General features: G+C 72.7%; 16 protein-coding genes and 1 pseudogene. 6 read left to right on the forward strand and 11 right to left on the reverse strand.

All coding sequences use genetic code 11. The features are described 5' to 3' along the window. Positions 1-15: 15 nt before the first annotated feature. From BBK82_RS56850 to BBK82_RS54550, 4 genes and pseudogenes are all read right to left on the reverse strand, one after another. Positions 16-393 (reverse strand): annotated as a pseudogene (locus BBK82_RS56850) (acetoacetate decarboxylase family protein); the annotation flags it as partial. Continuing rightward, positions 383-2,035: an FAD-dependent oxidoreductase gene (locus BBK82_RS30060; RefSeq protein ID WP_065917998.1), complete on the reverse strand. Its 1,653-nt coding sequence runs from the start codon at positions 2,033-2,035 to the stop codon at positions 383-385. The pseudogene BBK82_RS56850 and the gene BBK82_RS30060, both read right to left, overlap by 11 nt. Beyond that, positions 2,032-2,568 carry an NAD(P)/FAD-dependent oxidoreductase gene (locus BBK82_RS51840; RefSeq protein ID WP_170067986.1) on the reverse strand — a complete coding sequence of 179 codons (537 nt, stop codon included), beginning with the start codon at positions 2,566-2,568 and terminating at the stop codon, positions 2,032-2,034. Before BBK82_RS51840 ends, BBK82_RS30060 begins: the two co-directional genes overlap by 4 nt. Next, entirely contained in the window at positions 2,565-3,332 is a 768-nt protein-coding gene (locus BBK82_RS54550; RefSeq protein WP_065918000.1) for an NAD(P)/FAD-dependent oxidoreductase, read from the reverse strand. Before BBK82_RS54550 ends, BBK82_RS51840 begins: the two co-directional genes overlap by 4 nt. A 17-nt stretch (positions 3,333-3,349) precedes the next feature. Between BBK82_RS54550 and BBK82_RS30075 the strand changes: the two genes are divergently transcribed. Together BBK82_RS30075 and BBK82_RS55620 are read left to right on the forward strand one after the other, a co-directional pair. Further along, positions 3,350-3,808 (forward strand): AraC family transcriptional regulator ligand-binding domain-containing protein, encoded by a 459-nt coding sequence (locus tag BBK82_RS30075; protein WP_065918001.1) that lies wholly within the window; start codon positions 3,350-3,352, stop codon positions 3,806-3,808. Then, a complete protein-coding gene (locus BBK82_RS55620; protein ID WP_065918002.1) occupies positions 3,766-4,494 on the forward strand; it encodes a helix-turn-helix domain-containing protein in 729 nt (242 codons plus the stop codon). Before BBK82_RS30075 ends, BBK82_RS55620 begins: the two co-directional genes overlap by 43 nt. Here BBK82_RS55620 and BBK82_RS30085 read toward each other — a convergent pair. Then, entirely contained in the window at positions 4,477-4,719 is a 243-nt protein-coding gene (locus BBK82_RS30085) for a hypothetical protein (protein ID WP_065918003.1), read from the reverse strand. The genes BBK82_RS55620 and BBK82_RS30085 overlap by 18 nt on opposite strands. A gap of 3 nt (positions 4,720-4,722) precedes the next feature. Beyond that, positions 4,723-6,030 (reverse strand): TIGR01777 family oxidoreductase, encoded by a 1,308-nt coding sequence (locus tag BBK82_RS30090; RefSeq protein ID WP_065918004.1) that lies wholly within the window; start codon positions 6,028-6,030, stop codon positions 4,723-4,725. 372 nt (positions 6,031-6,402) lie between these two features. Between BBK82_RS30090 and BBK82_RS30095 the strand changes: the two genes are divergently transcribed. The 4 genes from BBK82_RS30095 to BBK82_RS30110 all read left to right on the forward strand — a co-directional run bounded on the left by BBK82_RS30095 (position 6,403) and on the right by BBK82_RS30110 (position 7,789). Then, positions 6,403-6,684 (forward strand): hypothetical protein, encoded by a 282-nt coding sequence (locus tag BBK82_RS30095; protein WP_065918005.1) that lies wholly within the window; start codon positions 6,403-6,405, stop codon positions 6,682-6,684. Between the two features lie 51 nt (positions 6,685-6,735). Further along, on the forward strand, positions 6,736-7,029 hold the full coding sequence (locus BBK82_RS30100) for a DUF3099 domain-containing protein (RefSeq protein ID WP_065918006.1): 294 nt from the start codon (positions 6,736-6,738) through the stop codon (positions 7,027-7,029). Continuing rightward, the gene (locus tag BBK82_RS30105) at positions 7,026-7,409 is read left to right on the forward strand and encodes an NAD(P)-binding protein (protein WP_065918007.1); all 384 of its coding nucleotides are present in this window, start codon (positions 7,026-7,028) and stop codon (positions 7,407-7,409) included. The genes BBK82_RS30100 and BBK82_RS30105 overlap by 4 nt, the downstream gene beginning before the upstream one ends. 77 nt (positions 7,410-7,486) lie before the next feature. Then, entirely contained in the window at positions 7,487-7,789 is a 303-nt protein-coding gene (locus tag BBK82_RS30110; RefSeq protein ID WP_065918008.1) for a hypothetical protein, read from the forward strand. A gap of 7 nt (positions 7,790-7,796) precedes the next feature. Here BBK82_RS30110 and BBK82_RS30115 read toward each other — a convergent pair whose 3' ends face one another. The 5 genes from BBK82_RS30115 to BBK82_RS30135 all read right to left on the reverse strand — a co-directional run bounded on the left by BBK82_RS30115 (position 7,797) and on the right by BBK82_RS30135 (position 12,836). Then, a complete protein-coding gene (locus tag BBK82_RS30115; protein ID WP_065918009.1) occupies positions 7,797-7,976 on the reverse strand; it encodes a hypothetical protein in 180 nt (59 codons plus the stop codon). 61 nt (positions 7,977-8,037) lie between these two features. Further along, positions 8,038-8,817, reverse strand: coding sequence for an ANTAR domain-containing response regulator (locus tag BBK82_RS30120; protein ID WP_237047658.1), 780 nt, complete (start codon positions 8,815-8,817; stop codon positions 8,038-8,040). Positions 8,818-9,097: 280 nt separating this feature from the next. Next, positions 9,098-11,221: a hypothetical protein gene (locus BBK82_RS30125; RefSeq protein ID WP_065918010.1), complete on the reverse strand. Its 2,124-nt coding sequence runs from the start codon at positions 11,219-11,221 to the stop codon at positions 9,098-9,100. A gap of 76 nt (positions 11,222-11,297) precedes the next feature. Further along, positions 11,298-11,729, reverse strand: a complete 432-nt coding sequence (locus BBK82_RS30130; RefSeq protein ID WP_065918011.1) for an ATP-binding protein — start codon at positions 11,727-11,729, stop codon at positions 11,298-11,300. Between the two features lie 180 nt (positions 11,730-11,909). Beyond that, a complete protein-coding gene (locus BBK82_RS30135; RefSeq protein ID WP_065918012.1) occupies positions 11,910-12,836 on the reverse strand; it encodes a class I SAM-dependent methyltransferase in 927 nt (308 codons plus the stop codon). Positions 12,837-12,956: the final 120 nt, after the last annotated feature.

Genomic DNA, 12,956 nt, shown 5'->3' on the forward strand with positions numbered 1-12,956 from the left:
GCTGGCGGAGAGCGGCTCGGCGGCGGGCGAGTCGGCGCTGGCGGTGGCCGAGAGCGGGTCGGCGGTCAGCGTGAAGTCCGCCAGCTCCTTCGGGATGCCCCACATCGCCCGTGCGCCGTCGCGGGACTGCTCGTCATCCACCCAGATGTCCGTGATGGACAGTCCCAGCCGGACCCCGCGCCGCACCACCACGGCCGTCATCAGCTCGTGGTACGACAGCAGCCCGGGTGGCCGGTAGTCGACGAACGCGGACACCACCAGCACCCGGCCGAACAGGGAGAGCGGCACCACGCCCGGCAGTCGCGGGGAGACCGCCGAACGCGGTGCCGTCCACACCGTGAGCCAACCCTGGCCGCACAGGTCCCACGGTGCTGGAGGGAAGTCAGCGGACATCGGAAACCTCACTCCTCAACGCCCCCGGTGCGTGAGCCGGAACCGCCGGGCGGCGCGGGGCAACGGCGCGCAGCCGGGTGTAGGCGGCGTCCAGCGGCGGCCGGGGGTCCGGTTCGCCCTTGTTGGGCCACAACGACATCGCGCGCTCGGCCAGTGCGGTGATCGTCAGCGCCGGGTTGACGCCGAGGTTCGCCGGGATCGTGGAGCCGTCGACGACGTGCAGGCCGGGGTGGCCGTGGATGCGGTGGTACGGGTCGACGACGCCGGTGGCGGGGGAGTCGCCGATCACGCAGCCGCCGATCAGGTGGCCGGTCAGCGGGACGTCCGCCAGGTCGTTCCAGGCACCGCGCGCGACTCCGCCGGCACGGGCCGCGAGCCGCCGTGCCACCAGATGGCCCGCCGGGATCCACGACGGGTTCGGCGCGCCCTCGCCTTGGCGCGTGGTCAGGCGGCCGCGCCTGGTCGACGTGGTGAGCGAGTTGTCCAGGCTCTGCATCACCAGCAACGCTATCGTCTCCTCCGACCACCGGCGCGGCGTGTGCAGCCTCAGTGCGGTGCGGTACTCGGAAAGGAGCTGGGCCAGACCGCGGCGGAACCGGCGGGGACCGCCGTCGACCAGCGTGGTCATCAACAGACCCAGCAGGTTGCTGCCCCGCCCGTAGCGGACGACCTCCACGTGCGTGTCGGGGTCCGGGTGGATCGACGACGTGATCGCCAGGCCGCGGGAGTTGTCGACGGAGCCACCGGGCACACGTACCGCCACGACCGCCTCGGAGTTGGTGCGGCACAACGCCCCGAGCCGCGGGGACAGCCGGGGGAGCCCGCCGAGGTCGCGGATGCGGTGCAGCAGCTTCTGCGTGCCGAGCGAGGCCGCGGCGAACACGACCTGGTCGCACGTGAACACCCGCTCGGCCCGGCCGCCGGTACGCCGGGTGCGCACCGCGTAACCGCCATCAGCACGTGGCGCCACGTCGGTCACCGTCGTCAACGGCCACACCTGGGCACCGGCCTGTTCGGCGAGGTGCAGGTAGTTCTTCGGCAGCGTGTTCTTCGCGTTGTGCCGGCAGCCCGTCATGCAGGCGCCACAGGCGGTGCAACCGTTGCGGCGCGGACCGGCACCACCGAAGAACGGGTCCTCGCCATCGGGTCCGAAGTGGACACCGACGCGCGACGGCCGGTAGGTCGACGGCACACCCAGCTCCACGGCCACCTCGCGCAGCAACCGGTCGGCCTCGGTGCGGCACGGGTTCTCCACCACGCCGAGCATCCGGCTCGCCTGGTCGTAGTGCGGGGCCAGCTCGGCCCGCCAGTCGGTGATGTGCACCCAGCGCGGGTCCTGGAAGAACGACTCGCCCGGCTCGTACAACGTGTTGGCGTACACGAGAGAACCACCGCCCACCCCGGCGCCGCTGAGCACCAGCACGTCCCGCAACGGCGTGATCCGCTGGATGCCCGTGCACCCGAGCCCCGGCGCGAACAGGTAGTCGCGCAGCTGCCACGAGGTGCGCGGGAGCTCGTCGTCGGCGAACCGCCGCCCCGCCTCCAGCACCCCGACCCGGTAGCCCTTCTCGGTCAGCCGCAGGGCGGTCACCGCGCCACCGAACCCGGAACCGACCACCAGCACGTCGTAGTCCGCCGTCATCGCGCTCCCTCCAGCAGGCCGTCGGCGAGCTCCCCGGTGCGGCGCAGGTACTCCCTGGTGCTGCCCGGCCAGTTCGTCGTGATGGAACCGTCGTCGGCGCGGTACCAGGACGAGCACCCGCTCCACACCCCGCCGGCGAGCCGGGCGCGCATCTCCGCGTCGAACTCCTCGGCCACCTCCGGCCGCACCTCCACCGGCGGCGCACCGGTCCGCGCGAGGTGCCGGACCGCGGCCACGACGTACCGGCACTGCGCCTCGATCATCGTCACGATCGAGCTGCCGCCCAGGTTCGTGTTCGGGCCGTAGACCAGGAAGAACCCGGGAAAACCGGGCACGGTCAGCCCGAGGTGCGCCCGCGGCCGCCCGCCCCACACCTGCGCGAGGTCACGGCCGTGCCTGCCGGTCACCCGCATCGGCAGCCGGAAGCCGGCGACGTCGAACCCGGTGCCCCAGATCAGCACGTCCGCGGCGTGCTCGCGGCCGTCGGCGGTGCGCAGGCCGTGTTCGGTCACCTCGGTGATCGACTCGGTCACCACGTCGACGTTCGGCGCGGCGAGCGCCGGGTACCAGTCGTTGCTGAACAGGACCCGTTTGCAGCCCACCGGCGTGCGTGGCCGCACCCGTTCCCGCAGCGCCCGGTCGCGCACCCGGACCAGCCGGTGCGCCGCCGCGAGGCCCGCGACCAGCCCGCGCGAGAACCGCCCGACGTGAGCAGCCACGTGAACGCCTCGCAGGCGAGCCACACCCGCGCCGCGCGGCCTCGCCCACGGGTGCGCCGGTCGCGCAACCGGGCGTCCGGCTTCGGCAGCACGTGCGGAGCCGACCGCTGGAACACGGTGAGGTGCCCGGCCGGCTGCACCCGCGGCACGAACTGCGCCGCGCTCGCCCCGGTGCCCACCACCGACCCGCTTGCCGCAGCTCCACGTCGTGCCGCAGCGCGCGCTGTGGAACACCGGCCCGCGAAGCGCTCCAGACCGGGCAGGCTGGGCACCGCCGGCCGGTTCAGCTGGCCCACCGCCGACACCAGCACGTCCGCGTGCACCACCCCGCCGCCGGCCAGCTCCACCCGCCACCGCTCGCCGTCGAACGCCGCCGACACGACCTCGGCGCCGAACCTGATCCGGTCGCGCACCGGGGCCGCGGTGCGCCGCAGGTAGGCGAGGATGTCGGGCTGGGCGGCGTAGCGGCGCGGCCACGAGTGGTTGGGGGAGAAGGAGTACGAGTACAGCGAGGACGGCACGTCGCACGCGGCGCCCGGATAGGTGTCCCGTTCGCACCAGGACAAGACCGGCCGCACGATTGACAATCGCGGCCATGAGGACGTTGGCCGAACCGGCGACCCGGCACTGGGACTTCCCGCGCGGCATCGCGAGCGTCGCGCTGCTGCTGCGCTTCGGCGCCGAGCACGGTGTGCCGCGGCCGGTGCTGCTCGACGGCAGCGACATCACCGACGGGCAGCTGGCCGACCCGGCCGCGGAGATCAACGCCAGGCAGGAGCTCGCGGTGGTGCGCAACCTGGCCGCACGCCTGCCGCACGCCGGGGTGGCGGCCGGCCGGCACTACCACGCCACCACGTTCGGCGTGCTCGGCCACGCGTTCCTCAGCGCCGCCACCCGGCGCGGTCACGCCAGCGCTCCTCGACCTGGCCACCTGCCGCACGCCGGGGTGGCGGCCGGCCGGCATACACGCCACCCGCGCGTGCCGGCCACGCGTTCCTCAGCGCCGCCACGATGCAGGACGCGGTCGACGTCGCACTGCGCTACCTCGACCTGAGCTTCACCTTCACCGCACCGGCCGCGGTGCTGGACGGCGACCGGCTGGTCATCACACTCGAACCCGCCGCGCTGCCCGACGACGTGCGGCCGTTCCTCGTCGAACGCGACCTCGCCGCCATCCACACGGTGATCGGCGAGCTGGTCAACGGCCTGGTGCCGGTGCTGTCGGTCGACCTCACCCACCCCGCACCGGCCGACACCTCCGAGCACGAGCACGTCTTCGGTCTGCGGCCCCGGTTCGCCGCGGCACGCGACCAGTCCGTTGTGGACGCTTCGGTGCTGGCGCGCGCGTTGCCGCTGGCGAGCCCGGAGGCCACGGCGTTGTGCGAGCGGCAGTGCGAGGACCTGGCCGCGCGGCGCCGCCGCAAGCCGGGGACCGCGCAGGAGGTCCGCCGCCTGCTGGAGGGGTCCGCGCGGTTCGAGGAGACCATGCCCGTGGTGGCGCGCGCACTCGGGTTGAGCCCGCGCACGCTGCGCCGCCGGTTGACCGAGGCAGGCACCAGCTACCAGGCGATGCTCGACGAGGTCAGGGCCGAACGCGCGGTGGTGCTGCTCGGCACGATGTCGGTGGAGCAGGCGGCGGGGCAGCTCGGGTTCGCCGAGGCGGCGAGCTTCATCCACGCGTTCCGGCGCTGGTACGGCACGACCCCGAGCAGCTACGCGAGGTCAGTGCTCCGGCCGTGACCAGTCGGTGCGGTGGTCGGTGTTGGCCTGGGCGACGTTGCCGGCCGGCCGCCCCTCCTCGTCGACGACCAGGCCCGTCTCGGCGGCCGGCATCCGGTACCAGCCGGAGCAGCCGTTGACGCAGGGGTGGCTCATCTCGGTCATCGTCATGCCGTCCGGGCCGGGGACGGGTTGCATCCACGTCATCTCCCCGGTGCCGGAGCAGAGCTCGCAGGGGTGGTCCACCGCTCACCGCCCCAGCAGGTGGCGCAGCGCCGGTTCGAGCGCGGGGTACCGGAACACGTGACCCGCCTTGGTCAGCGCGGCCGGGCGCACCAGCTGGCTCGCCTCGGCCAGCTCGCGGGCACCCTGCTCACCGAGCAGCAGCCGCGGCCCGAACGACGGCACCGGCAGCAGCGCCGGGCGGTGCAGCACCCGCGCCAGGACCTCGGTGTACTCGCTGTTGCGCACGGCTTGCGGCGCGACGGCGTTGACCGGCCCGGACAGCGAGCCGTCGTAGAGCGCGCGGTGGTAGACGTCGACGAGGTCGTCGATGCCGATCCACGACTGCCACATCCGGCCGTCGCCGAGCTTGCCGCCCAGTCCGGTGGCGAACAGCGGGTGGAAGATCCGCAGCGTGCCGCCCGCCGGTGACTGCACCAGGCCGGTGCGGACGTTGACCACCCGGATGTCGCCGACCGCGGTCGCTGCCTCCCACTCGGCGACGACGTCGGCGAGGAAACCGTCGCCGCGCTCGCTGTCCTCGGTCAGCTCCTCGTCGCCGCGGTCAGCGCCGTAGAACCCGATCGCGGACGCGCTGACGAACACCGGAACGGTGGACGACGCCAGCTGCGCGAGCGCACGCGTCGGCCCGATCCTGGACTCGCGGACCGCCCTGCGGTGCTCGTCGGTGAACCGTCCCGCGATCGACGCACCGGCCAGGTGCACCACGGCGTCCACCCCGGCGAGCAGGTCCTTGGCCGGCCGGTCGGGGTCCCAGCGCCGTTCGTCCGGACCCGTCGGAGCGTGCCGCACGAGCCGGACCACCCGGTGGCCCGCGGTGGTGAGGAACGGCCCGAGCGCCCGCCCGACCAGTCCGCTGCTGCCCGTCATCGCCACCGTCAGCGGCCGGTCGCCCGCGAGCCGCGCGGCCCGCTGCGCGGCGATGTCCGCCGCGACCTGGCGGTGCCGGTACTCGAACATCGACCGCAGCAGTACGCCGGGTACGGGCGTGTCCACCCGGTCCGTCATCCGGGTGCCGTCACCCTCGGCCTGGAACTCGTGCGTGTGCCGCCACTTCAACGCCCAGCGCAGCGGAGCCGAGTCGAGCTCGTCGACGAACCGGTGCGGCGGCTCGTACCCGGTGTGCCTGGCACCCCAGCGCAGCCCGAACGGGAAGCCCAGCACCGCGCGGCCGCCGTCCAGGGTGCTCGCCTCGCGCACCACGCTCATCGGCTGCCACGGCGGCGACAACCGGTGGATGGCACCAGGCCGCTCGTGCCAGGCGAACACCTCGTCGAGCGGGGCGTCGACCACGCTCGAGTAGATCAACGACATGGTCCAACGCTAAGTGCGCCACACCCGGTCTGCATGATGAGTGCAATCCTCGGTACAAAACGGCCCGCCGACGTGGAATCCACCTGTCCCGCAACCGTTGCGCTACCGGCCGTGAGCTCGCCCGCTCGTCCTCCGAACTGCCCGCCGTCGTGCGGCCCGACGCCCGGCGGATCACGATGGGAGCAGGCCGCAGTTCATCCGCGAACAGGGGGACGGCCGTGCAGGCGACCGGGCGCACGTGGCGGGTCCTGCTCGTCGTCCTGCCGCTGGGACAGGCGGTGAGCCCGTTCGTCGTGGCGGCGCTCGGCGGCGGGGAGTTCCGCACCTCCGACCGCGCCGGCGAACCACCGATCGTGCCCGCCGCTCGAGGCGTTGCGGATCGCGCTCGCCCACCGCGCCGAGATCGCCGGCTGGTCGCAGGGACCGCAGGTGTTGCTGTGGGCGGTGCTGGGTACTTACACCGGCTGGAGCAGCGTGGCGGTCTGGGTCAACCTCACCACCGCGCTGACCGGGAGCGGAGCGCCGATCGACGGCCCGGCCGGGGTGGCGGGTCAGGCCGCGGTCTTCGCAGGTGCCACGGCGATCGCGGTGGTGCTGGTGTCCGTGGCGGTGGCGACCGCGTGGTTCCGGATGCGCAGGCCGGCCGCGGCGTGACCGAACCCGATCCGCCATCGATACGAACCTGTCGAGGAGAAGGGAGGCCCGGTGTCGCACCGTCACGAGCAACCCGTGCTGATCACGTCGGCCGCCCCGTCCTACGAGGACCAGCTGTCGGCCCGCAGGCGCCGGTACGCGCTGATGATGAGCCTGCGCATCCCGTGCCTGGTGCTGGCGGTGCTCTTCGCGAAGATCTGGTGGCTCGCGCTCGCCCTCGTCCTGCTGTCCGTCCCGCTGCCGTGGATGGCCGTGCTCATCGCCAACGACCGCCCGCCGCGCAGGTCGGAGACACCGCAGCAGGCGACCCGGCAGGCGATCACCGGCTCTGAGGACGCCCGATGAGCGGGCTCACGGTGGTGGTCGGGTACGGCAACGCGGCCCTGGACGTGCTGCGGCACCTGCCGTTGTGCGACGACGTCGTGGTGCTCGACCAGGACCCGATCGCGCTGACCGGGGCGATCGCCAACGGCGCCAGGGTCGTGCGGGGCGACGGGCGGGACCTGTGCGAGCTGCGGCACGCGGGGGTGCAGTTCGCCGGGAAGGTGGTCGTCGCGGTGCCGGACGACCAGGACGGGATGCAGATCACACTGGCCGCGCGCAGCCTGAACCGGTCGGCGGTCGTCGTCGCGGCGGTGCGCGAGCCCGCCAACCAGGACCTCTTCGCCCGGCTGGGGGCGGACGAGGTGTTCGTGCACCGGTGCGCGAAGGAGCAGTTGCCCTGATCCGGTGAACTCGCGTGATGAATCGGGTTCTGCGGGGTACTCACCTGTGCCCTGTCGACCCTGCCCGAGGAGCCTCGTTGTCCACCTGCACCGAACGCGTCGTCCAGCTGCGCACGCCGATGTCCGACGACCAGCGGTTGTCGCTCGCCGAGCAGGCCGCGCTGTGCCATCCGGCGGTGCGCGGCGCGGAGTGCTGGATGCGGTCCGGTGGCGAGGTCGTCGTCGAGGTCGTGGTGTGGCGGGGGAGCTCGGCGGAGCGGGTCCGGCGTGATCTCGGGGCGGCGCTGGACGCCGTGCTCGGCGGGGCGCCGGTGCACGTGGACGTGACGGCGGTCGCATACCGGCGGCGCGCCACCGTGCTGCTCTCGGTGTGCGCGTGACGAGCGGCTAGCGCCTGCGTGTCGCGACACCGGAGAGCGAGCCGGCGACGACGGCGACCACCACGACGGTGATCATCGTGGAGATGTTGACGGCGAGACCGCCCTCGCGCACGCTCGGGATGAGGACACCGAGAGCGACCAGTGCGAGCAGGACCCCGCCCAGAAACCACGCCAGCCTGCGGTTCATCGTTCCCCCCAAGTGGTCAGGAACAAGGAACTACCCGTGCCGGCGGGGCGCGAAACGGTGCTCAGGTCAGGCTGTCGATGAGGTTCTTCGCCACGTCGCGGAGCTTGACGTTGTCGTCCTGCGACCGCTTGACCAGCATGTCGAACGCCTCGTCCTCCGAGCACGAGTGCACGGCCATGAGGATGCCCTTGGCCTGCTCGATCACGGCACGGGAGACGAGCGCGGTCTCCAGGTGCTTCACGTGGTCACGAGCGCGCTGCCACTGGTGGGCGTTGGCGATGGCGGTGCTGGCGGCCGTGGTGAACAGGCGCACCAGGCCTTCGTCGAACGGGTCGAACGCGGCGGCGGTGTAGCTGTAGAAGTTGAGCGACCCCATGTGCTGGCGGTCGCTACGGTCCGACGTCGGCAGGACGACCGGCACGGACAGGTAGGCCCGCACGCCGTGCTGAGCCGCGCACTCCTCGAACTCCGGCCAGATGTCGTGGTTCTCGCCGACGACCGCGCGGACGGCCGTGAGGGTGCGCGCGGACTCCAGGCACGGCCCGCGGTTGGCTCTGAACTGTCTTTCGTCGATCGTCACGAACGCCTGGTCGCTGGCGGCGGCGGTCCGCGGCTGCTCGGGGCTCACGCAGATGGTGACGGCGTCCGCGTCCTGGACCACCGTGACCGCGCTCTCGGCGAGCCGGTGCAGGACGTCGTCGAGGCGTTCCTCCACGGCGAAGCCGTCACGCAACGCGTCGAGCGCCGCGGTCGCCTCGTCGAGCCGTTCCACCACGTCCGGCCGGTCACCGTTCACCGACGGCGCAGCCGGCCGATCGGGGAGGGTCACCTTGTCGTCCACGCTGCGCCACCTTTCGCCGGATCGAGGTTGGCGCTGGGTGCTCAACGCTCGCAGCGAATGGTACGGCTCGGCGGGACACGCGGAGCCGGCCCGGCACGGGTGCTGGGTTGTTCAACATCCGAGCCGGGCCGGCCGGTCCACCCGGAGGCGGGCCTACCGCGCATGCACGGCACCCCTCCAATACCCAACTGGATCGAGACTTACGCTCGCCGCGTCCCGTTCCGGTCCCGGACGTCGCCGGCCGCGTCCCGGCCGGCGAGGGTGAGGGTGGTCTCCCCGGTCAGTCCGGGCCGTGCGCGTGCAGGGCGGCCGCGATCTCCTCCAGGCGAAAGCCCAGGACGACCTTGGTGAACGCCCTGCTGACCTCCGTCGCCACGACGACACCGTTGACGTGGTGCCGGCTGATCTCGTGGTCGGTGAACCGGAACACACCGGGCCGGCCGGTCGGCGGGGGCGCTCCGTCCACGACGAAGACGACCAGGCGGGCCGGCCACTCGCCGGTGACCTCCGCCGACTCGACCTTGGACCAGGCGAGGAAGACGGTCGGGTTGCCGGGCTTGGCCGGGCGGAAGGTGATGCCCGACTCGTCGATCGACAGCCGGTTGCCCCGCAGCGCGGCGGGCACCTTGATCAGCAGCACCGCCGCTCCCGCCAGGGCGGTCAGCACCCCGGCCAGGCCGGCGACGGTGCCGCCGCCGGAGACCAGGTCGTGCGCGAACCACAGCAGCCCGGCGCCGGCCGACGCCCACACCAGGGCGAGCGCGCCGCGGACGAGCAGCCGTTCCCGCAACCACCGGTGCCGTGCCGGCCACTCGCGGACCTGCTCGGTGATCGGGAACCGGTCGGCCGGCGGCGGTTGCGGGATGCCCGCCTCCGGCTCGGGCGGTGCGGGCTCGCGGTACCTGCCGCCGGCGAAGTGGCGCAGCGCGGCGGCCAGCCGGCGTTCGTCGATCCGCAGCGCGTAGAGCCCGGCCGTGGAGAAGACCTCGCCGTTCCACGCCCGCTCGCGCAGGCCGCTGAGGTCGAGCGGGCGACCGGCGGGGACGAGCGTGAGCCGCGGCTGTGCCGGGGTCGAGCGGATCTCCACCGCGGACAGCTCGTCCCACGTCCACCGCGCTGTCCCGGTCCCGGCCGGTTTGCGGTGGTCGGTGTAGCTCAGTCCGTCCTCGTCCACGACGGTGACGACGGTCATGGCGTTCTTCCGGGTGCCGAGCACCCGCCAGACCCGCAGCACGAGCATGAGCGCGACAGCGGTGAGCGGCAGCCACCAGCCGGAGGGGAGCAGCAGCGACACCACCAGCAGGACCTGCCAGCCGGACTTGGTGGACATCCGGTCGACCAGACCGCGCCGCGGCCGCCGGTCACTGCGGAACACCACCGGCCCGGTCACCACGGGCGCGGGATCCGGGGCGCGGCGTTCCCGCAGCTCGGCCAAGGCCTTCTGCAGCAACCGGAAACCGCCCGCGCGTTTCGCCAGGCCCAGCGGGCGGATCGACAGCGGCACCGCCCTGTCGTCGAGGGTGAACAGCGCACCGTCGTGGCGGTAGGGCGGCAGCGTGATCCCGATGCACGCGGTGACCTCCACCGTGTGGTGCCAGTCCGCGAGGTGGTTGCGGTGCCGGTCCTCCGCGTGGCTCCAGTGCGGGGACCCCACCGCGTCCAGGCGGGCATCGTCCGAGGAGTCCGGCAGTGCCGACACCTGTTCCGGCATCAGGAACACCGTGCGGTCGAGCTTGCCGAGCTCGCGCAACAGCTGCATCTCCCACACCGTGCCGGGAGCGGCCGCCGGCACCACCACGATGAGCTCCGCGGCCTCGACGAGCGCGCCGACCACCGCCTGCCAGTGCTGGTCGGCGACCGGCACCCGCCCGGCTCCCTCGACCTCACCCAGCCGCCCCACCGCGACCATCGGCAACGAGCCGACCGCGCGGCTGAGGAGGTACTCCACGTCCACGTACGGGCCAGGGGACTCGCCGTCCAGCTTCTGTGTGGACAGCCGGCCGGTGGTGGCGAACGACCGGAGGTACAGCGCGAACGGCGGGACTTGGCCAGAGCCGCAGACCACCTTGCGGACGATGGCGCGTGCCCGCCGGTCCTGCCGGACCCCTCGACGCCGCCGGTCGCGGATCGACGACAGACTCGCCAGCGTGCCGGGCACCAGCCACACGGCGATCAGGTGCAGCACCGGCGGAATCGAGCCGGACCGCAGCGCGAGCCACCCGAACAGGCACGGACCGATGACGGCGAGCAGCCAGGTCAACAGGGACTGCCGGTCACCGGTGGCACGCCGGCGCACCGCCACGCTGGCGGCCCACGAGCACAGCTGCAGGACCGCCAGTGCCGCGAGCGCGATCCGCCACCAGTGGGCGTCCAGCCAGTCCTGGGTGGGTGTCAACGTGTCCAAATGCCAGCACTTTAGGGCCCGTACGGCCGCCGGTGCTCAGGATTCAGGCATTCCACCTCGCACGGGAGACCGGAACTCAGCGCGTGAGCGGGCACGGGATCATCGCCCACACCGACTTCCCCATCGCACGCTTGACCACGCCCCACTGCTTGCTCAGCTGGTCCACGATCACCAGTCCACGACTGCGCACCGAGGTGGGTGAAACCGGCTGCAGCACCGGTTTCGACGACGGATCGGCGTCCTCGACCGCGACCGTCACCAGGCACGGACTGGCCGTCCGCCGCAACCGCACGCGCGCGGGGAACCGCGCGTGGTCGTAAACGTTCGACACGAGCTCGTTGACGACCAGCATCACCTCGACGAGCTCGTCCTGGTGCAGGTTCGCGAGCGTCGTCTCGGTCCACCGGCGCACCCTGCCGAGATCGGCGACGTCCTGATCCAGCTCCCAGACGTGTGCCGCGTCGCAGAACGTCTCGCTGCTCGTCACCTGGTCCTCCTCTTGCGTCATGCCGCGGAGGGAGTTCGTCCACACCCTGCGCCCTGTGCACGTCGGGTTCCCGCTCGTAGAGGTGGCGAATCGTTTCTCGGCGGAGTCGCGACCGCGGTGCGGCAGAAATGTCAGCTGTGGTCTGCCGCGAAGTCGGCCGACAAGGCGGCGAACGCTTCCGGTCAGTGCCGGTGACCGGACTCAGTGAGCGCTGGCCTGGTTGCCGCCGGCCGAAACGGCGCCGGGTGGTTGATGACCCAGCTGGAAGTGCCAGATGACCTGAGCGGGCGCACCCGCGTTGGCGGCTCGTGTCGCTTCGGGCACCATGGCGGCCAGGCACCACGGCCACAGTTCCCACGGCCCGAGCGTCTCCGCGGGCTCCTGCCGTGTGGCGGTGGGCAGCAGGGGTTCCTCGCAGCGGCGCACGTGCAGTCCCACCGGCAGTGCCGCTCGCAGGTAGTCCCCGATCCGGTGGTGGTGGGCACTGAGCCGTCCCGGGCGGCCGTCGGCGCCGCGCACGGTGGGGACCGCGCCCTGCGCCACCCGCTCGGGGTGCATGTCGGCGATCACCAGGTGCCCACCCGGACGCAGCACCCGGGAGAACTCCGCCATCACCGGCTCGAGCGACGGGACGTGGGTCAGTGCCAAGGCGCAGACGACCAGGTCGACCTCGGCGTCGGCCACCGGGAGCCGGTGCAGGTCGCCGAGCAGGAACTCGCCCTGCGGCACCTTGGCGCGCGCCCGCGCGAGCATGTCGGGGGAGCCGTCCACGCCGATGACCCGGTGGCCGCGCCCGGCCAGGAACTCGGCGTAGCGGCCGGTGCCACAGGCGGCATCCAGGGCAACACCCACCGGCAGCCCGTTCACGATCTCCTTGACCACGGGCTCGTCGATGTCGAACGCCCCGTTGGGCTGGTCGTACGTCGACGACCACAGCCGATAGCCCGTGACCGAGTCCACCCGGTCGACCTCCACAGCCGCGTTCGCCAACGCCTCGTCGGCGAGCACTCTGCGGATCTCCGCGATCCGCGCCTCCACGAAGTCGCGGTCGTGCTCTCCGGTGAACGCGCGCAACAAGGCGATGCCTTCGAGGCCGAGCAGGTACGCCCGCGGGTCTTCGTAGATCACTCGCCGAACGCTATCGATGTGCTCGCGGCTGTTCCAGCGGATTAAGTACTCCTGACGGTGGGCACGGATCGAGCCCCTGCTTCCGGTGCCCGCGTCGTGCCGGCCATCCGGGGCGCAAGC

The organism is Lentzea guizhouensis (genome assembly GCF_001701025.1).
Lineage (GTDB): Bacteria > Actinomycetota > Actinomycetes > Mycobacteriales > Pseudonocardiaceae > Lentzea > Lentzea guizhouensis.

Excerpts from the sequence above, each read along its gene's own strand:
- BBK82_RS30090 (WP_065918004.1), bottom strand. The coding sequence starts at position 6,030 with ATGTCGTTGATCTACTCGAGCGTGGTCGACGCCCCGCTCGACGAGGTG.
- BBK82_RS30075 (WP_065918001.1), top strand. The coding sequence starts at position 3,350 with ATGAGGACGTTGGCCGAACCGGCGACCCGGCACTGGGACTTCCCGCGC.
- BBK82_RS55620 (WP_065918002.1), top strand. The coding sequence starts at position 3,766 with ATGCAGGACGCGGTCGACGTCGCACTGCGCTACCTCGACCTGAGCTTC.
- BBK82_RS30115 (WP_065918009.1), bottom strand. The coding sequence starts at position 7,976 with ATGAACCGCAGGCTGGCGTGGTTTCTGGGCGGGGTCCTGCTCGCACTG.
- BBK82_RS30105 (WP_065918007.1), top strand. The coding sequence starts at position 7,026 with ATGAGCGGGCTCACGGTGGTGGTCGGGTACGGCAACGCGGCCCTGGAC.
- BBK82_RS30060 (WP_065917998.1), bottom strand. The coding sequence starts at position 2,035 with ATGACGGCGGACTACGACGTGCTGGTGGTCGGTTCCGGGTTCGGTGGC.
- BBK82_RS30130 (WP_065918011.1), bottom strand. The coding sequence starts at position 11,729 with ATGACGCAAGAGGAGGACCAGGTGACGAGCAGCGAGACGTTCTGCGAC.